12 protein-coding genes are annotated in these 19448 nt (G+C 71.9%); 2 read left to right on the forward strand and 10 right to left on the reverse strand.

Going from position 1 to position 19448, the window contains the following annotated elements; all coding sequences use genetic code 11:
- Positions 1-7: 7 nt before the first annotated feature.
- From D7X12_RS05035 to D7X12_RS05080, 10 genes are all read right to left on the reverse strand, one after another.
- Positions 8-1159, reverse strand: a complete 1152-nt coding sequence (locus D7X12_RS05035) for a bestrophin family protein (RefSeq protein ID WP_120624129.1) — start codon at positions 1157-1159, stop codon at positions 8-10.
- Positions 1160-1309: 150 nt separating this feature from the next.
- Positions 1310-3541: a hypothetical protein gene (locus D7X12_RS05040; RefSeq protein ID WP_120624130.1), complete on the reverse strand. Its 2232-nt coding sequence runs from the start codon at positions 3539-3541 to the stop codon at positions 1310-1312.
- Between the two features lie 143 nt (positions 3542-3684).
- Complete coding sequence (locus D7X12_RS05045; protein WP_147443531.1) at positions 3685-4206, reverse strand: hypothetical protein; 522 nt, start codon at positions 4204-4206, stop codon at positions 3685-3687.
- A complete protein-coding gene (locus D7X12_RS05050) occupies positions 4178-6994 on the reverse strand; it encodes an alpha/beta hydrolase (protein WP_120624132.1) in 2817 nt (938 codons plus the stop codon). The genes D7X12_RS05045 and D7X12_RS05050 overlap by 29 nt, the downstream gene beginning before the upstream one ends.
- 241 nt (positions 6995-7235) lie before the next feature.
- Positions 7236-8522 carry a hypothetical protein gene (locus tag D7X12_RS05055; protein ID WP_120624133.1) on the reverse strand — a complete coding sequence of 429 codons (1287 nt, stop codon included), beginning with the start codon at positions 8520-8522 and terminating at the stop codon, positions 7236-7238.
- A gap of 132 nt (positions 8523-8654) precedes the next feature.
- Positions 8655-10178, reverse strand: a complete 1524-nt coding sequence (locus tag D7X12_RS05060) for an FAD/NAD(P)-binding protein (protein WP_244224353.1) — start codon at positions 10176-10178, stop codon at positions 8655-8657.
- Between the two features lie 151 nt (positions 10179-10329).
- Positions 10330-11178 carry a sterol desaturase family protein gene (locus D7X12_RS05065; protein ID WP_120624135.1) on the reverse strand — a complete coding sequence of 283 codons (849 nt, stop codon included), beginning with the start codon at positions 11176-11178 and terminating at the stop codon, positions 10330-10332.
- A gap of 25 nt (positions 11179-11203) precedes the next feature.
- Positions 11204-12205, reverse strand: a complete 1002-nt coding sequence (locus tag D7X12_RS05070) for a sensor histidine kinase (RefSeq protein WP_120624136.1) — start codon at positions 12203-12205, stop codon at positions 11204-11206.
- A 270-nt stretch (positions 12206-12475) separates the two neighbouring features.
- Positions 12476-13372, reverse strand: coding sequence for a hypothetical protein (locus D7X12_RS05075; RefSeq protein ID WP_439329351.1), 897 nt, complete (start codon positions 13370-13372; stop codon positions 12476-12478).
- Positions 13373-13726: 354 nt separating this feature from the next.
- Positions 13727-15115 (reverse strand): serine/threonine-protein kinase, encoded by a 1389-nt coding sequence (locus D7X12_RS05080; RefSeq protein WP_120624138.1) that lies wholly within the window; start codon positions 15113-15115, stop codon positions 13727-13729.
- Positions 15116-15376: 261 nt separating this feature from the next.
- On the opposite strand from D7X12_RS05080, the gene D7X12_RS05085 reads away from it, so the two are divergent.
- Together D7X12_RS05085 and D7X12_RS05090 are read left to right on the forward strand one after the other, a co-directional pair.
- Positions 15377-17641 (forward strand): serine histidine kinase EspA, encoded by a 2265-nt coding sequence (locus D7X12_RS05085; protein WP_120624148.1) that lies wholly within the window; start codon positions 15377-15379, stop codon positions 17639-17641.
- The gene (locus D7X12_RS05090) at positions 17638-19443 is read left to right on the forward strand and encodes an OPT/YSL family transporter (protein WP_120624139.1); all 1806 of its coding nucleotides are present in this window, start codon (positions 17638-17640) and stop codon (positions 19441-19443) included. Before D7X12_RS05085 ends, D7X12_RS05090 begins: the two co-directional genes overlap by 4 nt.
- The last annotated feature ends 5 nt before the right edge of the window (positions 19444-19448 follow it).

A 19448-nucleotide genomic window follows, 5' to 3' on the forward strand; every position in this document is an offset into this window, starting at 1 on the left:
GCGGCCTTCAGTACAGCAGGCCGTCCTTGGGTTGCAGGGGCGGGGGCAGCTCCGCCTCGCCCAGCATCTGCCGCAGGTTGATTTCAATGGTGCGGCACAGGGCCGTCATGGGCGTGTCGCTGACGCCGTCCTCGAAGGGGTCCTCCACGTCGCGGCCCACCGCGTCCATGGCGATGAAGAGGAACGCGATGATGGCCGTCACCAGGGGCGTGAGCACGCCCAGGTCCGCGACGACGCCCAGGGGCAGCATGGTGAGGTAGGCGCGCACCATGGCGTGCGGGAGGATGTCGTATTGGCGGGGCAGGGGCGTGTTCTTGATGCGCTCGCACGCGCCCAGGTGGTTGGTCAGGTCCGTGAGCGTCTCGTCCATGGCCACGCGCAGGTAGACCTTCTCCCCGTGCTCGATGTCGCTGTAGACGCGGCGCATGCGCGTGGACATCCACAGGAGGATGGCGGCGGGCACGTTCTGCTCCTCGCGCAGCGCCTCCACCACCGACGGCCGGAAGAACGTCACGATTTCCGGGAAGGGGTCCTGCCGGCGCAGGTGGCATCTCAGCGCGTTCACGAAGCCGATCTGCGCGTAGATGAGCTCTCTTGCGTCCTGGGTGATGCCCTCGTACACGCCGGTGATGATGCCCCGGGGGTGGCCCGCTTCGGGCGGGTGGAGGAAGGTGGCCAGGTTCGCGCGCCGGGCTTCCGGCTTGCGCAGGTCGCGTGCCTTGCCGAACTGGTCGCGCACCGCGCCGTCGCCCACCTGGGACCAGGCGGGCGCCAGCGCGGGCCCCTCCGGCTCCACCGCCATCTTGACCAGCCGGGACGCGGCGGAGGGCGTCTCCACGGTGCCGTCGCTGCGGTGCGCGCGGGGCGCGGGCAGGAAGGTGATGACCTGCCGGGCCAGCGTGCGCGAGGAGTTCACCAGCCCGCCCCAGAGGGTGCGCGCCTCCCACCAGCGCTCGTAGGCGGAGTTGTTGCGGAAGGCGAGCAGCACGCCCAGCGCCGCGGCGAGCACCGTCACCGGCAGCGCGGGCACCGACAGCCACTTCCAGCCCATCACCTCGTAGCCGAGCGCGATGGCGAGCGCGGCGATGACGTGCAGCGCGACGGGCCGCCCCGTGTAGCGAAAGACGATGCGCCAGGACAACATCCGACCGACGATCATCGCGCGAGCCCTCACCGCCGGGAGAGCGCCCGGTGCGGGCTGGGATGTAGTGCCCCGCTGTCGTCGCGGCAATGTGGCGCGTCACCTGGGCGGCCTCCACCGGGGTCCGCACGCCAGGGGAGCGTGCGGAACCCAACGGACGGCCGGCCGTCAGGCGCGCGACTTGGAGAAGACGATGCTCGCGCCGGTGTCCGGCACCGTCACGGTGAAGGTGCGCTCCACGGACGCGAGGCCATTGCCGCCGCGCGCCGCCAGCTCCAGGAAGAACGCGCCGGAGGCCTTCAGGTGGAAGGACTGCGCCCAGGACTGCGACAGGGCCTTGAACGCGCCCGCGAAGACGGACGGGGAGCGCTGCTCGTTGTTGCGCAGGTCCAGCAGGCCCGCGCGCAGGTCGCGCCACCTGGCCACCGTGCCCGGGTTCTTCTGGATGATTTCAGCGAACGTGAGCATGCCGTTGCCCAGCAGCCCTTCCGTGTGCGCGAAGAGGCCGACGAGCGGGTTCGTCTTGAGGTGAGCGGCCACCGTCTTCGCCGCGTCGGCCGCGGACCAGTTCTGGTCCAGGTACGCGCGCCACAGCGGCGCGTAGACCGACTCCCGCACGGTGGGCCGGTCCCGGCACGGCACGGAGTACCAGGGCAGCGCCCGGGCCAGCGCGCGGGCGAAGACGGACGGCGCGTCGGGATCCGCCGCGTGTTGGATGACGTCGCGCAGCGTCCGGTTGTCCAGCTTCAGCTCCACCCGCGTCTCCACGGCCTTGCCGCCCGCGGCCTCGCGGATGCGGCGGAGCACCTCGTCCTCCTCGGCGTCATCCAGCGCGCCCCAGATGATGGCCTCGTCCACGGCCTGGCGCAGCTCGTCCTGGCTGCGCTTGCGCGCGTCGTGGCGCAAGAGCAGGTACAGGCCCAGGTCGAAGTCCGCCACGGTGGGCGACTTGCGGAACTCGCCCATGTCCGCCTTGAAGTCCGCGGTCCAGAACGCGTCCGGCGTGAGCAGCGAGCGCGTGTAGCTGCGCACGCCCAGGAAGGAGATGCGCTGGGGCGCTTCCTTCTCCAGGCTGTTGCGCTGCACCACCTGGGTGAGCTGGCGCTCGTCGTTGCCGCCCAGCGACCACTTCCCCAGCTTCAGGGCGAAGCCCCACGCCTGCGACTCCTGGGTGAGCTCCTTCAGGAGGCACTGCTCCAGCACCATGCCGTCCGCCTGCATCCGCTGCATCGCGCTGGCCATGTTGCCCCCCACCAGCAGCGGGTGCAGCACGCGGGCCTGGGCGTCGGTGCACACGGTGGACAGCAGCGTCGTCTGCTCGCGCAGGCGCAGGTATTCGTAGCGGAAGCCCGCGGAGAACTTCGCCTCCGCGAGCTCCTGGACGCGCGTGCGGGCATCCCCGCGCAGCTTCTCCCACGCCTGGCGCAGCGCCGTGGTGTTGGACTCCAGCTCCTCGAAGCCCAGCCGGTCCAACACGATGCGCAGCACCTTCGTCTCGGCGGCCGACAGGGTGTGCGCCTCCAGCTTCGTCAGCAGCGCTTCGAATTCGGCGAGCGGCACCGACAGCAGCCCTTCGAGCACGCGCTCCACCTGGGCGACGACGCTGGCCGGGTCGGTGAGGTTCGCCTCCACGTGGAGGTCCGCCGTCACGCCCGCCTCGCGCGCCACGGCCTTCTTCACCTGCACGCGCACGCGGCCCGCTTCGGGGCGGGAGAAGATGACGGCGTAGTCGTCCACCACCTTCACCTTCGCGGACACGGTGGCGCCCACCTTCGCGTCGAAGGCGAGGAGGGAGCTGGCGGACAGGAGCTTCGTCAGCGCCTGGAGGTTGGTGGTGTAGACGTCCGTCCAGTCCAGGGTCGCGGTGACGGACAGCTCGCCGCGCGCCTGGAAGGAGAAGGCCTCGCCCACGCCCAGCGCGTCCAGCGACGCCGTGAGCAGGGGCAGCCGGAGCGCGCCCGCGTTCGCCTTCAGCGCGGCGCGCGCGTTCGTGTCCTGGGGGTGCCGGTGGTAGTCCGCCAGCAGCACGCGCACGTCCCCGTTGGCCGCGAGCGCCACGTAGGGCAGCGGGAAGCCGACCTCCGCCTTCACGCGCGCCTCCACCGCGTACTTGAGCCAGGCCTGGTCGCCTCCGAAGACGAGCGGCGGGGCCAGCTGCGTCGCCGGGTCGCCGGGCTCGCTGCCCACCACGCCCGCCGCGTCCACGTCCGCCGGGGCGTCGTAGCCTTCAATGAAGCCCCGGGCCGACACGTCGAACGCGAACGTCAGGGGCCCCAGCTTCTCACCGGCGGGCAGCGCGTAGCTCGCGCCCGGCAGGTCCACGCGGATGTCGGAGCCCTTGAGCGGCGCGTCCGGCAGCACCTTCGACACTTCGTCCAGCAGCACCAGCTTCCAGGCCATGACGGAGTCCTCCCCCTTTTGCGAACACGGATGGGCCCCATCGTACATGGCCGCCCCCACGTTGGAGGTCGGACGTGAAGAGGGCGCGGGCCCCCTCCCCCAGGAGGAGAGCGCCCGCGCCCGGAGTCAGTCCTGCCTCAGGCTCAGGGCAGCATCTGGCGGGTCAGCGTGGCCGGACGCGTGGAGCGCGTCTGCGCCTCGTTGCCCAGCCAGGCCACCGTCACCTCGGTCGTGTCCTTGAACGACGCGGTGTCCGGCAGGAAGACGAAGAGCCGGTCGGGCGGCACCGCCCAGGTGTCTCCCACGCGCTCGCCGTTGAGGTAGATCTCCGGCGAGGACGAGCGCTCCAGCGAGCCCAGCGGCTCCTGGGTCTGCACCTCGATGGCCACCGGATCCGCCGCGCGGGCGAGCAGCGCCGGCCCGGCCATCCGGGTCAGCTCCGCGTCCCCGCGCACCTTGCGCGCGGACACCCGGAGCACCTCCACCGGACGGGCCGCGTCCGGAGACGCCGGCTCCGCGCGGATGGGCGCGGGGGTCTGGGCGGCCGGAGCGGGAGCGGGAGCCGGAGCGGTGCCCTTGGACTCCTCCGCGCAGCCCGTCAGCGCCAGGCAGGCCGCCGCCACGAGGAAGAGACGGCTAGCGGGAGAATTCGACGTCGTCGACATAGATGTCTCCAGTGTTGGGGCTGGTGAAGCGCAGGCGCACGGTGTCGATGTTGGTCAGCGTCACCCCGTTGTTGTTCATGATGAAGGTGTGCAGGGGGATGCGCACGGTGGTGAGCACCGTGTGCAGGACGATGTTGCCCGGCCGCACGTACGGCTTGGGGATGACGTCGAACAGCGAGGCGGAGGTGGCCTTGACGGTCGCTCCGGTGGCCAGCTCCACCCGGAAGTCCTGGGTGCCGCTGACGGGGTTGGACGCGGCCGTCGTCTGGGCCACGCGGAAGGACAGCACCTCGTAGGCGGACGCGTCGCGCTGGGCCACCGGGATGGTGAACGTGGCGGTGGCGGTGTTGCCCGTCCAGGTGGCGCGCATGACGCTGGTGCTGTGCGGCGCGGGGTTGCTCGCGGTGGCCAGCGTGATGGGTCCGGACGGCGTGAAGCCGACGGCGGAGCCGCTGTTGAGCCGCGTGTGCGTGTTCTCGTGGTGCGTCGGGTAGATCTTGAAGCCCGCGGTGGACGGGAACGTGAGCTGGCCGCGCATCATGTCCGCGTAGACCGTCTCGTTCTTCAGGTAGATGCGCGCGAACGCGGACAGGTACGACTCACCGATGCGCTGCTGGTTCGCCGCGGTGATGTAGTCGTTGCGCGTGGCGGGCGAATCATCGCCGTCCACCGCCCACACCGTGTTGAAGAGGTTGTGGCTGGCGCCATACACGTCGATGGAGCTCTTGGTCCCCAGCGCCCGGTCGTAGATCTTCGCGCCGGCGAGCGACGTCACGTCGCCGTCCGCCGCGGGCAGGATGACGAAGTAGGGCACGCCCGCGGGCAGCGTGTAGAGCTGACCGTCCACCGGCGCGATGGAGGACACGGAGTTGATGTTGAACGCGGTGTTCTGCATGTACGCGGACACCGACGCCTCACCGCCGCGCGAGTGGCCCGACACGGAGATCTTCGTCATGTCCAGCTTGCCGTTGAAGCGGCCGGCGAAGAAGTTCGGGTAGGTGGGGTACGTGGCCGCGTTGTTGAGGTGCGACCACAGCTCCAGGTGCTTGAGGATGAGCTGGCCGCGCTCGGGGATCCACTGCGGCACCGCTCCGGACAAATCATACGCGTCGATGGAGATCGCGATGACGCCGTTGCTCGCCAGCGTGTCGAGCAGCCGCATGTAGCCCATGTGATTGGGCACGCGGTTGGTGCAGGTGGCGTGGTTCTGCGCGTTGTAGCAGATGCGGTGGTTGCCGTGCTGGATGACGAAGACGGGGAAGGTGCCCGCGGCGACGGCGGTGCCCACGCCCGCGGCGACGGCCGGGTAGCGCACGACGGCGCGCAGGTCCACGTTGGCGGCGGCGCCCATGGTGGGGAAGTAGTTGTCGATGGAGTAGCTGTCCTGCCCGATGGGGAAGGTGCCCAGCGCGTAGGGGTCCTGCGCCACCTGGAAGCCAATCTGGTTGGCGCCATCCAGGAAGTCGACGGTGTCGTTGTAGTTGCCGTCGGTGGCGTAGGCGCCGGGCGTGCTGGCCACGGTGGAGCCGAAGTCCACGACGACGTCGTACGAGCCCTTCACGAGCGGCGGGTGCCAGATGACGACGTCGGTGCCGTTCACGCACCCCGACTTCACCTGCTGGATTTCAATGCCGCCCGACACGTCCGTGAGGCTGGTGTTCAGGTTCCAGCCGAGCACGGAGCGGTGGTTCACCACGTAGTAGGCCGCCCAGGTGCCGCCGGGGTGGCTGGCGGGCACATAGGTGGGATCCACCGCGCCCCACACCGGGTCGTTGGTGTCCGCGAACGAGTCCGCGAACTGGAAGTAGGGGAAGCTGCTCAGCGGCCGGCCGGCGAGGTCCATCGTGGGGCCACCCACCGGGTAGATGAGGTAGAGCACGACGCCGGTGTCGATGCCGTAGGACACGACGTCGCTGGCGCTCAACTGGCCCGCGGGCGGGTTGAACAGGGGACGGCGCGCGATGATGTCGTAGACACCCCGGCGCTGGAACGTGGCGCTCCACGCCGGAATCGTGAAGCGACCGGAGGCGTCGGTGACGACCTTCTTCGGGGCCGCGGCGAAGTTGTCACCCGACACGTCCGCGAAGGCGTCGCCGTCGCGCCATGCGCGCTGGTTGGGGACGATGGAGACCTCCACCGTCTCGTTGCCCCGGAAGCCGGAGCCCGTCACGTACAGGTCGCCCCGGCCCGTCTCATGGGCGTTGAGCAGACAGCCGTCCGCGGTGGACGGGTAGACGCGCGGGGTGGCGCCCACATTGATGGGGAGGTTGAACGCGGCGACCGGCGCGCCCACGGGGAGCTTCATGGGGGGAATCGTCCCCGTCTTGTCCGCCGCCACGGGCTGCGCGGTGACGAGCAGCGTGCGGCCGGCGAGCGCGGCCTCGGCGCGCTCGAAGCTGGGGAAGCGGTACGGCGACTGGGGCGGGGCCGCGCGCTCCGGGCAGCCCACGACGCCGGACTGGAACCAGAGGATGTGCGGCGCGAGCGCGCCCTTGGCGTCCGTCGTCGCGCGGGCGAAGCCGACGGCCTCGTTCAGCGAGGGGATGCTCGTCGCGTCCAGCGCGAAGCGCAGCTCGTAGACGGTGTCGGGCGCCAGCCCCTGCGCGCCGACGGTGAGCGAGTCACCCGCGGGCAGGACGTCGATGGGCTGCCCCCGGTCGTTCACGGGCGTGAAGACCGCGGTGGCGGAAGGGATGAGGTTGGGGGGACTGCCTTGTGGATTCGTGCTGCCCAGCGCCGCGGTCGAGAACGCGGTGAGCAGCACGAAGGGCCATGCGAGACGCTTCACGGAACCTCCGATGCGGGGAAGGAACCGGCTGCGAACGCCGCCGGTCCCATTCATGGAGTGGCCACGCCTCCGCGGCACTCGCGATGTCTTCGCGAGGACGGGAGGAGTCCGCTGGGGGGAGAGGGACGAAGAGAGACGTGTCGGGGCGGAGTGGGGATTGTAGCGGGTAACGCCGCAATTCCTAGTCATCCACGCAAAAGCCACATTCAGCGCAAAGCTGTAATATTATGGCGGCGCGGACTCAGGGCTGTTCGCGGGCCTGTCCGGGGTCGTCCTGGGTGTCCGCGGTGATGCGGAGGGCCTCGGGGGTGAGGCCCCGCACGCACGAGCGGAGGACGGCCTGGGACGTGTCCACCGGCTCCAGCACGAGCGAGGACGTCTTCGTCGCGAGTGCCCGAGGCCACTGGCCCTTCTCCGCCCGGGCCGCGTCGACCTCCGCCAGGGCGATGAGGGCCTCGGAGCGCAGCGCGCGCAGGTCGAGCAGGTCCACGTCCTCGGAGACCTGGCGCATCCACGGGGCGTCGTCCTGGCGCAAGCGCTCCGAGCGCTGCCAGGCCACCAGGGCCTCCAGCGCGCGGCGGCGCGACTCCTGCGGTTGATCCACCACGGCGCGCAGGCGGTCCGCGTCCGTCACCCACTGCCGCCACTGGCGCCGCCGGGACAGGGCGCCCGGAAGCGCGGGCGCGTCCAGCCACTCGGGGGGCAGCGCGGCCCGGGCGTCTTCGGAGAGCAGGTCGCGGAAGGTGATGAGCTGCGCGGCGACGGACTCCTCGTGCAGCGTGAGGGACACGGGCGGGAAGCCTTCGTGCAGGCGGGTGAGCTGCGTGGCCGCCTTGCGCTTGCGGGACACGGAGGCCGCGTCGAGCGCGTCCGCGCAGGCCCTCCAGGTCCGCGCGTAGCCGTGCGCGGACAGCCGCTGTCCGGCGAGTCCTCCCCCCAGGGCCAGCTCCCGGCTGAGCGCGAGCGCGTCCACGCAGGTGTCCACCCCAGCGTCCGGCTCACCTCGGGCCACGAGCAGCCGCGTCTCCAGCGCCGCCAGCTCCACCACCTGGCGCAGGGCCTTGCCCACCGCGTCGCGTCCCGCCACGTCCGGCCCGGACAGCGGCCGCAGCTCCTCCGGCAGCCCGCCCGACTCCGCGTGGGTGGCGGCGAGCACCTGCCGCATCAGGGGCCGGCCCTGCTCCAGCGCCTCAAGGCACGCGGCGGGCAGGTCCGTCACGAGCGAGCGCCCCTCCGTCACGGCCTCGCAGCGCGCGGCGTCCGCCTCTGAGAGAGGAGGCCGGCTGCCCGTCTGTCGCAGCAGGGCGGGCAGCAGCGACGCCACGGCGGTGCCAAAGGTGCCGGGCCGCGGCGGGGTGACGTGCGACGGACGCGGGTGCTCCGCGTGGGTCAGCGTGTTCACCTCGCGCGTGAGGCGCGCTTCGAGCGCGTCGGTGCGCAGGTGCCGGTACGCGAGCGCCCCGAGGCCCGCGAGGAGGATGAGGAACACGCCTCCCATGAGGGTGCGGACGGGGCGCTTCAGGGCCATCAGGAGGTGACTCCGGGAGGGGGGCTCGAAATGTCGCACGAAACCCCAGGCCCCACACCCTCCGGCGACGGAGCCCCACTGCCCGTCCAGCGTGGGAGCCCGGGCTCCAGGTCATGGCGCCTGTCAGGTCCGCTACCGGGCGGGGGAGGACTGGGAGGACACGGCGGGCGAGGCTTCGGCCGCGGCCCGCACGGTGCCCAGGTGGCGCAGCAGGTGGTCCGCCAGGTCCCTCGCCTGGGCGCGGATCTCCGGCACGGCGGTGGTCTCCCAGAGGTCGCCCCGGCGCGGCGGGCCCAGGGTGAAGAGGTGCGCGGAGGGCTTGCCGCGCGCGTCCAGCACCGCGCCGTCCCCGGCCGTGGACAGCCCCATGCCGAGCGAATCCGCGCGGGCCTGTCCCGCCTCCAGCAGGCCGCGCAGGAGCGGCTGGCTGCGGGGCGAGAGGCTCGACTCCGGACCGGTGCAGTTGATGATGTGGCCCACGCGCAGCACCTGGGCCTCGCGCTGGCCCCGGGGACGCAGGCGGACCGCCACCGCCTCTGGCTCCAGCTCGAAGCCGAGCACGCGGCCGGCGTGGAGCACCAGCCGCCCTTCGCGTCGCCAGACGTCCAGCGTCTCGCCAATCTCCGGCGCCATGCGGTGGCGGTGCACCTCCCAGTGCGCGCGCAGGTGGCGCAGGAAGCGCTGGCGCTCCGCGTCCGTGAAGCGCTGCCACAGCAGCGTCGTCACCGGCCGCAGCGCATCCACCGCCGCGCGCCAGTCCGCGCCCGCGGCCACCTGCGCGTCGACCTCCTGGCGCATCGCGCGCAGCACGTCGCGGATGCGCAGCGTGCTGAAGGGCACCGCGCCCTCGTCGGTCGGGGACGCGGCGCTCGTCGCCGTCTCCGCGTCGCGGCAGCGGTCCATCTCCCGGCGCACCGAGCGCAACAGTTCGCGGATCCGCAGCGGCTCCGCGGCGGCGGGGGCCTTTGCTCCGGACGCGCGGTGCACGTGCGGCAGCAGGCCATGCCGGGACAGCGCATGCACCTGTCCCCGGTGGCCGCGCTCGCCCAGCGACAGCACCGTGTCCACCATGGTGAGGCCCGTGCCGATGAGCAGCACCGCCTCCTCGGGCCCGATGCCCTCGAGCGCTCCCGGCGCCCACGGCGAGCGGTGGTAGCGGGGGCTCGCGTACAGCCCGCCGTCGGGGACGCGCAGGTCCGCGGGCAGCGCGTTGCCCAGCGCCAGCACCACGCCGCGCGCCTCCAGGCTCCCGCCGCTCGCGAGCGACAGCTTCACGCCGTCGGCCGTGTCCACCGCCGCCGTCACGTCGTCGTGCAGTGTCTGGAGTTGGACGCCCGGGGCCGCCCGCTCCGCAGCCTCCTTCAGCACGGCCTCCAGGTACTGGCCATAGCGGCGGCGCTCGGCGAACGCGGACGGGAGCGTGTCCGGCGCCGTGGCGCGCAGCCAGCGCAGGAAGTGCTCTGGGTCCTCCACCCATGCGCTCATGCGGCCGGCCGGCACGTTGAGCAGGTGGCGTGCGCTGGTGGTGGAGTACGCGACCCCGCGTCCAACGCGCGCTCCCCTCTCCACCAGGGTGACGCGCAGGGGCGAACGGGCGCCGCGCAAGAGACAGGCCGCCAGCAGCGTCCCGCTGGCACCCGCACCGATGATGATCACATCCTGCTGGGAGTGCACCGCACGATTGTAGGGCCGGGCCCTGCGGATGCCATCCCTTCCGGGTACGAGCGACCTGCACTCCTGCTCGTCAGCCGACGCATGCACGCCCCCGTGCCCGCCGTAGGACTTGGAGTCGGGGGCGCCGGGGACTTCACGGCGTCCGGGACACCCCAGGCCCGGCTTGAGCGGTGGCAAGGGCCGGGACGGGAGCGGGCTCGGGCGCCACGGTCAGCCGCTCACCCATGCGCGTGAGGCCCTCGCCGTCGCGGGCCCGGGCGTGCACGCGCGGGTAGTCTTCGAACGCGGTGCCCAGCCACCGGTCCAACACGACCGTGAAGAGGCCGTAGTGCCCCTGGTAGCGCGCGTGGTGCATCGCGTGGAACGTGGGGGTGAAGAAGACGCGGCCCCACCGGGACGCCACGAAGCGCTGGGGCAGCCACTCCGTGTTGCCGTGCCCCAGCGCGTTGAGGACGTAGTTGGTCACCATGTAGGCCAGGATTCCGACCTGCGTGCCCGGCATCAGGTGGAGCGCCGCGAGGTGCAGGCCCAGCCCTCCGCCCATCAGCACCAGCCGCTCCACCACGGAGAACGACAGCGCGGTGAGCGGCTCCGTCACCCGCGCCACGTGGTGCTGCGCATGGAAGCGGTAGAAGCGCGGCAGGTGCAAGAGCCGGTGCGTCGCGTAGAACCAGACCTCGAAGCCCACGAACATCCACGCGTACGTCCAGAGCGCCGTGGACAGGCGGAACGGCGCCAGCAGGGGCCCGGTGTAGTAGCGCAGTCCTGTGATGAGCACCGCGTCCGTCAGCACCACGCCCGCCGCGGCCCACGCCTCGCTGCGCAGCTGTCCTTGCGCCCACTCCCGCCGGTACACCCGCAGGCGCTCCGCCACCCGCGTGCGCCACGCCACCCAGCCCAGGGCCACGGTCAAGAGCTTCACCGTCCCGGAGATGACGAGGACCGTCAGGGCCAGCACCGGGAGGGAGGGGTTCCACGGCATGCCAGGGGCTCCTTCAGGTGCTCCGTCAGGTCCAGTCGGCCTGCGCGCGCGGGGACTGCACGAAGGCGCCCGCCACCGGCAGGCAGACGCGGAAGATGCTGCCCTGGCCGGGGGAACTCTCCATCGTCAGCGTCCCGCCCAGCGAGGTGACGATGCCGTGGCACACCGCGAGCCCCAGGCCGGTGCCCACGCCCAGCGGCTTGGTGGTGAAGAAGGGGTCGAAGATGCGCTCGCGGTGCTCGGGCGCGATGCCGCAGCCGGTGTCGCGCACCTCCACCAGCACGTGTCCGGGCTCTCCGGGGCGGGCCACCACGCGCACCTCGTTGCCCTCCGCGTTGCCCGGCGGGATGGACTGCGCCGCGTTGAGCAGCAGGTTGAGGAACACCTGGCCCAGCCGGGAGCCGTTGCCCTGCACCGGCGGCACGCCGTCGCACTCCACCACCAGGCGCGCGCGGTGCCGCAATTCGTGCATGGCCATCTTCGCCGCCGTGCGCACCACCGAGGCCAGCTCCGCGGGGCCGCTGCCCACGTCCTCCGCGCGCGACAGCGTCTGCAAATCCCTCACGATGAGCCGGATGCGCTCCGCGCCGTCGCGCGTCTCCGCCAGCGCCTCCAGAATCTCCTGCCGGTCCTGCTCCGACAGCCGCTCCTTCTGCTGCAGCTCCTGGTGGATGTACTCCAGGTTGCTCAGGATGAAGGCCAGCGGGTTGTTGATTTCATGGCCCACGCCCGCCGCGATGCGCCCCAGCGCGATGAGCCGGTCGGCGAAGAGCAGCTGGGCCTGCGTGGCGTGCAGCTGCTCCAGGCTGCTGGACAGCTTCGCGTTCGCCGCCTCCAGCGCCGCGGTCCGCTCGCGCACCGTCTCTTCCAGCAGGAGGTTGTCCGCGTGGGGCGCGCCCCGTCCGGGACGGAAGCCGCCGTGGATGCCGGAGCCGGGCCTTCCGTCGAGCCCGGCGAACGCCTCACGCAGCATGCCTCGCCGACGCGTCAGCGCCGTCAACCGCTCGACTTTCGCTCGTAACGTCATCGCGGCCCGCTCCACCACCCGCGCCCGTCACCGCTCCTCGTGGCGGGGGCGCGAAGGGCATCCAACACCGCTCCCCCCCGACGGGCAAGGTGCGCGGAGTCGCGCCGCTGTTGATTCGCCAACGCTCGGTGCGAGCCCTGGCGCCAGGGGCTTCAGCGGGATCGGAATTCGGGCGCGCGGTGGGAAACGCCGCACGCCCGGATGCTCGGGCACGGACCTCCGGGGGAAGGCCGTGGGTGCCCGGTGCCTGCAAGAGGACTCAGGGATGCATCAGCCGCAGGTGCCGCAGTCGGCCTGGCAGCTGTCCGCGGTGAGGCCGGTGCCGCAGTGCTCGGTGAACTGGCAGGTGCCGTCGCCGCAGCGGTACAGCTCCTGGGGCTGCACACGCGTGGTGAGGGCCGGGTAGGTCTTCCCGTTGTACGTGCACTGCGTGAAGTAGGGCTGGCTGGGGTCCGCCTTGGTGCAGAACTGCGAGCAGCTGCCCACGTTGGTGATGGGCGCGCAGGAGTCCGCCTTCAGCGTCAGGCCACACGCGCGCGTCGTGCTCTCCGCCGCGGAGAAGTCGCGGTCCCGGGCCGCGAAGACGCCCTCGGCCGTGAAGAGGTTGCCGAAGAAGCACGCCTCCCGGACGCTGAACGTCGACAGCTCCTGCGCGGAGTAGGGCAGCGGCGTGCCCGCGGAGGTGCGGCCCAGCACCGACAGCGAGACGTGCAGGCCGAACTTGTTCGCGTGCGCCGCGAGGCACGCGCTCACCGCCTGCTGCTCCGCCTCCGTCGCGGGCTGTCCGCCCGCCCAGTTCGGCGCGAGCCCCAGGTTGCCCTGCCACGTGTAGTTCGTCCCGGTGGCCGTGTGCAGGAAGGTGCGCGTCTGCCCGGCGGGCACCGCGCACTTCACGATGTACGCCATCAGCGTGGGCGCCGTGGCGGAGTTCGTGTTGAACCAGTCGTTGAAGCCGTTCGTGGACAGCCCGTTCGTGGACAGGCCATTCGTGGACAGCCCGTTCGTGGACAGGCCATTCGTGGACAGCCCGTTCGTGGACAGCCCGTTGTCCGCCCGCTGCGCCTGATCCACCGCCACCAGCGTCGCGCCGGGAGCATCAGCCTCGGCGTCAGCCTCTTCCGGGGCCGCGCCACCGCAACCCACCAGGGCCAACAACGCCCCCGTCAGCAACACCGCCCTCAGGGGTGGGCGTGACGCACTCCGGTTCCACCACTTGCTGCATCCACTTCCAGGCTGAAAAGCAGGGGTGAGGCGCATGTAGGGGCTCCCGCTCAAGGGAAGTCGGACGACCGACCTCCAGAATGTCAGGTAGTCCCGGGATTTACCTAGAAAGGTGCCGGAACTGTCAGACAGGGGAATCGTGACGGATTCACGATCAGAAAGAAATACGTCACCTTCAAAAAATTATGATGTGAGTCCAATTTTTTCGCAAGGCGAGGTAGGCCTGTGAAGGGCTTGGACTTACAGGGAATGCGGGAGTGCGGACGCGGGGGGAGGGGAAGGCACAGCGGGAAAGACAACTCAATGCGGGGGAGGGCTGTCGAGCAACAACGAGGCGGGGCGGGTGACGGCGAAGCCACCCGGGTCTCTTACGTTCCAGGTTGCCACATGCGTCACCGGGCCGCCTACCACCTCGGCCTCGTCGGCCTCGCCGCGTGTCTCCGCCTCACCCTGATGGATGCAGAGGTGGACGCGGGCGTGGGCGGCCTCCGCCAGCCGCTGGGCTTCCGCGTGCAGGTCGCGCAGGGCCTCCAGCGTGGCGGCGGGGGCGGTGTCGGAGGAGAGGGGCCGCACGCCCAGCAGCGCGGTGCCGGTCTGGAGCGCCAGGAGGAAGCCGTTCGTGCGCAGGCCCTGCTCCAGCGTGTCCAGCACCACGGCGAGCGCGGCGTAGACGGTGTCGTCGTCCTGGTCGGTGGCGGGCAGCACCACCTCCGCGTGGACGGCGAGCACGTCGCGCGTCTGGCCCTCCACCTGCCCGGGCTCTTCGGCGGCCTCGCGCAGCGCGGTGAGGAAGGCGCTCACGCTGGGGTAGCGGCGGCTGGCGTCCTTGTCCAGGCAGCGCAGCACCACCGCGTCCATGCCGGGTGACACCGGGGCGCGGACGCTGGGGCGTGGGGGCGGGGCCTCCAGGTGCATCCGCTCCAGCTCCAGCCGGTCCTCGGACTGGAACGGGTAGCGGCCGGTGAGCAGCTGGTGCAAGAGGACGCCCAGCGCGTACACGTCCGTGGGCGGCCCGATGCGGCCTCCGCGGAACTGCTCCGGCGCCATGGCGTGCGCGGTGCCCAGGCGCTGGCCGGCGGTGGTGAGCCCCTCCTGGCCGGGCTCCTGCTGGATGAGCTTGGCGATGCCGAAGTCGAGCAGCTTCAGCCGGGGCTTCTCCCCCTCCTCCACGACGAGGATGTTGCTGGACTTCAGGTCGCGGTGGACGACGCCCGCGCGGTGCGCTGCCTCCAGCGCGCCGCAGATGGGCTCCAGGTACGCGAGCGCGCGGGACGCGGACAGCCGCCCGCGCTCCTGCACCACCTGGCTCAGGGTGCGCCCCGACAGCAGCTCCATGACGTAGTAGGGGCTGCCGTCCGGCATCAGGCCGAAGTCGTACACGTCCACGATGTTGGGGTGGTGGATCTGATTCACCACGCGCGCCTCGCGCACGAAGCGCTGGAGCATCTCCCCCTGGTCGGCCAGGTGCGCGTGCAGCACCTTCACCGCGGCCAGCCGCCCCAGGATGCGGTGCTCCGCCTCATAGACGCTGCCGTGGCCGCCAGCGGCCAGCATCGACTTGAGAACGTACTCGCCCGCGAGCGTGCCCGGGCCGCGCTCGGAACGGATGGGTGTATCGAGCCCCTTGTCCGTGGCGTTCGCTGCTGCGCGCGCCTGGATGCGGAAGGTGCTCTCGGAGTCCGCCGCCATGAATGGGCCGCACCCTACCATCCACCGGGTGGGTCGCGGGGGGGCCCCCCCGGATGCTCCCCTGCCTGCTCGTTTGCCCGTTCACCAGGAGTCAGCCCTCCCACCCTCCGGGTGGAAGGGGCGTTCATTGGAGGCCGTTGGGGTATGGTTGCGAACCGGGCCGAGGCTACAGGCCCTCACGGAGCGCGGCGTCATGCACGACAGGCGGCGAGGATGTTGCCGGCCCGAGCGCAGGGGAACGCCAGGGGGCTGGCATACATGATGACGTTGTTGGACGAGCTCACGACCTGCGCGGGCCAGTCGGTGACGGCCCCGTCCTCGACCGGGGCGTGCCTCATCCTCATCAGCACCACGACGCCAGCGGCCATCGGCAAGGCGTACCGGCTGGAGCCGGGCGAGCACGTCATCGGCCGGGGCTCCGAGGCGGAGGTGCGCATCGACGACCACGGCGTGTCGCGCAAGCACGCGCGCATCCGCCGCGCCGCCGACGGCACCTGTCACGTCACCGACCTGGAATCCACCAACGGCACGTTCCTCAACGGCCTGCCCGTGTCCACCGCGGAGCTTCAGGAGGGCGACCGGCTCCAGGTGGGCACCGTCACGGTGTTCCGCTTCTCCCGGCGCGAGGTGCTGGAGCAGCGCGAGGAGCAGCTGCGCCAGGCGCTGTCCGCGGCGCGCGTGGGCATCTGGGACTGGAACGCGAAGAGCGGGCAGGTGACGTGGAGCGAGCACGTGGACCGGCTCCTCGGGCTCGCCGTGGGCAAGCTGTCCGGCCGCGCCATGGACCTGGAGGAGGTGGTGCACCCGGCGGACCTGCCCAGGCTTCGCGCGGGGCTGGCCACGGCGCTCCAGCAGCGCTCGCAGGTGGACGTGGAGTACCGCATCGAGCCCGCGGGCAGCGGCTACCGCTGGATTTCGTGCAAGGGCGACGTGCTGCTCGACGCGTCGGGGCAGCCCGCGCGGGTGACGGGCACGGTGATGGACATCACCGCGCGCAAGCAGGCGGAGCAGGAGCTGCACCGGCAGGCGCTCATCTTCGAGAGCATCTCCGACGGCGTCGTCATCACGGACCTGGCGGGCGGTGTCATCGACTGGAACACCAGCGCGGAGCGGATGTTCGGCCGCAGCCGCAAGGAGGCCATGGGACAGACGCTCTTCAGCGTGCTGCACCCGGGCGAGCCGGACCGGCTGACGGGCGCCATCCTCACCGCGCTGGAGGTGCACGGGCGCTGGTCCGGAGAGCTGGAGTTCCGGCGCGACGACGGCATGGCGTGCGTCTGCGAGTCGGTGGTGGTGCCGCTGCGCGACGCCGAAGGGCGCATCATCGCCAACATCATGGTGCACCGCGACCTCTCCGAGCGCCGGCAGCTCCAGGCGCGGCTGGTGGTGGCGGACCGGCTGGCCAGCGTGGGCACGCTGGGCGCGGGCGTGGCGCATGAAATCAACAACCCGCTGGCCTACATGCTGGTGAACCTGCACCTCATCCGGGAGGGGCTGGACAAGCTGGAGACGCAGGGCGCGCCCGCGGAGCCGGTGGCGGCCATCCAGCAGCTCGTGCGCGAGACGACCGAGGGCGCGGAGCGCATCGCCACCATCGTGCGGGACTTGAAGGTCTTCGCGCGCGGCGAGCAGGAGTCGCGGCCGATGCCGGTGGACGTCCGGCGCTCCGTGGAGCTGGCATGCAAGATGGCGGACAACGTCATCCGTCACCGCGCGCGGCTTGTTACAGAATTTGAACCGGTGCCCGCGGTGGAGGCGAGCGAGGCGCGGCTGTGCCAGGTGTTCCTCAACCTGCTGCTCAACGCGGCGCAGGCCATTCCGGAGGACCCCACCTCCGTCACGGAGCACGAGATCCGCGCCATCATCCGCCATGGCGAGCCCGGCCGGGTGGTGGTGGAGGTGCGCGACACCGGCGTGGGCATGACGCCCGAGGTGCTGGGGCGCATCTTCGACCCGTTCTTCACCACCAAGGCGGTGGGCGTGGGCACGGGGCTGGGGCTGTCCATCTGCCACGGCATCATCGAATCCATGGGCGGCTCCATCCACGCGGAGAGCACGCCGGGGCAGGGCAGCACCTTCCGCGTGGTGCTGCGTTCGGCGCAGCACGAGGCGGACATCTACCCGCGCCTGTCGGCGACGGCGCAGCCGGGGGCGCGGGCGCGCATCCTGGTGGTGGATGACGAGCCCAACGTGACGGTGGCCCTGCAGCGCTCGCTGGCGACGGAGCACGAGGTGGCCACGGCCAACAGCGCGCAGGCGGCGCTGCGGCTCGTGAACGAGGGCGGCCGCTTCGACCTCATCCTCTGCGACGTGATGATGCCGGGGATGACGGGCATGGACCTGTACTTCGAGCTGGGGCGCTCCGTGCCGGAGCAGGCCGGGCGCATGGTGTTCATGACGGGCGGGGCCTTCACGCCGCGCACGGTGTCCTTCCTGCGTGACGTGCCCAACCTCAAGCTGAGCAAGCCCCTGGACCTGACGCAGCTGCGGGAATTGGTAGGGCGCTCGGCGGAGGCCGGTCGATGAGCTCCCCCGCCGGTCACCCCGCGGCTCCTCCCGAGGCCGCGGTGGGGCCGGGGAGCCCGGGGCCCGTGGTGACGCCGCCAGGCGCTCCGGCGTCCGAGGGCCGCGAGTGGACGGCGCGGTCGCTGGGGATGGGGCTGCTCATCGGCGCGCTGCTGGCCGTCACCAACCTCTACATGGGGATGAAGACGGGCTGGTGGGACAGCGGCTCCATCACCGCGACGGTGCTGGGGTTCAGTGGCCTGGCGGCCTACGGGCGCAGGCGGGGCGTGCCGTACACGCCGCTGGAGAACAACCTCACGCAGACGGCCGCGTCGTCGGTGGGCGCGATGCCCGCGGCGGCGGGCCTGCTGGGCGCGCTGCCGGCGCTGGCGCTCTTGGGCGTGTCGGTGCCGGGTTGGGGCATCGCGGCCTGGGGGTTGGTGCTGGGCACGATGGGCGTGCTGGTGGCGGGGCTCCTGCGTCGGCGCCTCCTGGAGCAGGAGGCGCTGCCGTTCCCCACGGGCATCGCGACCGCGGAGCTCATCTCCACGCTGCACGCGGCCACGCCCACGGAAGCGCGGGACACGCCCGCGGGGCGGGGCCGGACCATGGTGGGCGTGGGCCTGCTGGCCATGGGCGTGACGTGGCTGCGGGACGCGCGTGCGGCGCTGCCCGCGATGGTGGGCCTGCCGGGCAGCGTGGGCGGTGCGCCGCTGGCATCGCTGACGTGGGGCGTGGGCGTGAGCCCCATGTTGTTGGCGGTGGGGATGATGACGGGGTTGCAGCTCGCGCTGAGCATGCTGCTGGGCGCGGGCGTGGCCTGGGGCGTGCTCGCGCCCGTGCTGCTCCGCGTGGGCGTCGTGACAGGGGCGGGCTACGAGTCGCTGTCCGCGTGGCTGACCTGGCCCGGCGTGGGGTTGATGGTGGGCGCGGCGGTGGTGTCGCTCGGCGCGCAGGCGCGGGACTTCCTGAGCGCGGCGAGGGATTTGCGTTCGGTGGGCGCGAACCGGAGCGGGATGCCCCGGTGGACGCTGGGCGTGGCGGCGGTCGCGTGCGTGCTGGCGGTGGGGCTGGGTGGGGTGCTGTTCGACTTGAGCGTGCCGTCCATGGTGTTGGCGCTCGTGCTGCTGGTGCCCCTGTGCGCGGTGTGCGCCCGGGGGGCGGGGCAGACGGATGTTTCGCCGGTGACCCAGGTGGGCAACCTCACGCAGGTCGTCTTCGGCGGCGTGCATCCCGGGGCGCTGGCGCCCAACGTGGCGGCGGGTTCGGTGGTGGCGGGCGCGGCGGCGCAGACGGGCGTGAGCCTGTGGTCGCTCAAGGCCGGGCACCTGTTGGGGGCTTCGGTGCCGCGGCAGCTCGCCGCGCAGTTGGTGGGCGTCGTGGTGGGCGCGGTGGTGACGGTGCCGGCCTACCTGCTGCTGGTGGAGGCGTATGGGCTGGGCTCGGCCTCGCTGCCGGTGCCCGCGGCGGCGCAGTTCCGCGCGGTGGCGGAGGTGTCCGTGCGCGGGCTGGCCGGGCTGCCGCCGCACGCGGGCGTGGGCGCGCTGGTGGGGTGTCTGGTGGGCGCGGTGTTGACGCTGGCATCGCGGGGCAAGGCCGCGCGGTGGCTGCCGTCGCCGGTGGCGATGGGCATCGGCTTCATCACGCCGGCCTTCTACGCGGTGACGCTGTTCCTGGGCGCGGGGCTGGCGGCGCTCGCACGGCGGTGGTCTGCGAAGGTCACCAACGACCATGTGCCCGCGGTGGGGTCGGGCGCGCTGGTGGGCGAGTCGCTGATGGGGCTCATCATCGCCGCGACGACAGCGCTCCAGCGGTCGGTGTAGCGCGG

The organism is Corallococcus sicarius, assembly GCF_003611735.1.
Lineage (GTDB): Bacteria > Myxococcota > Myxococcia > Myxococcales > Myxococcaceae > Corallococcus > Corallococcus sicarius.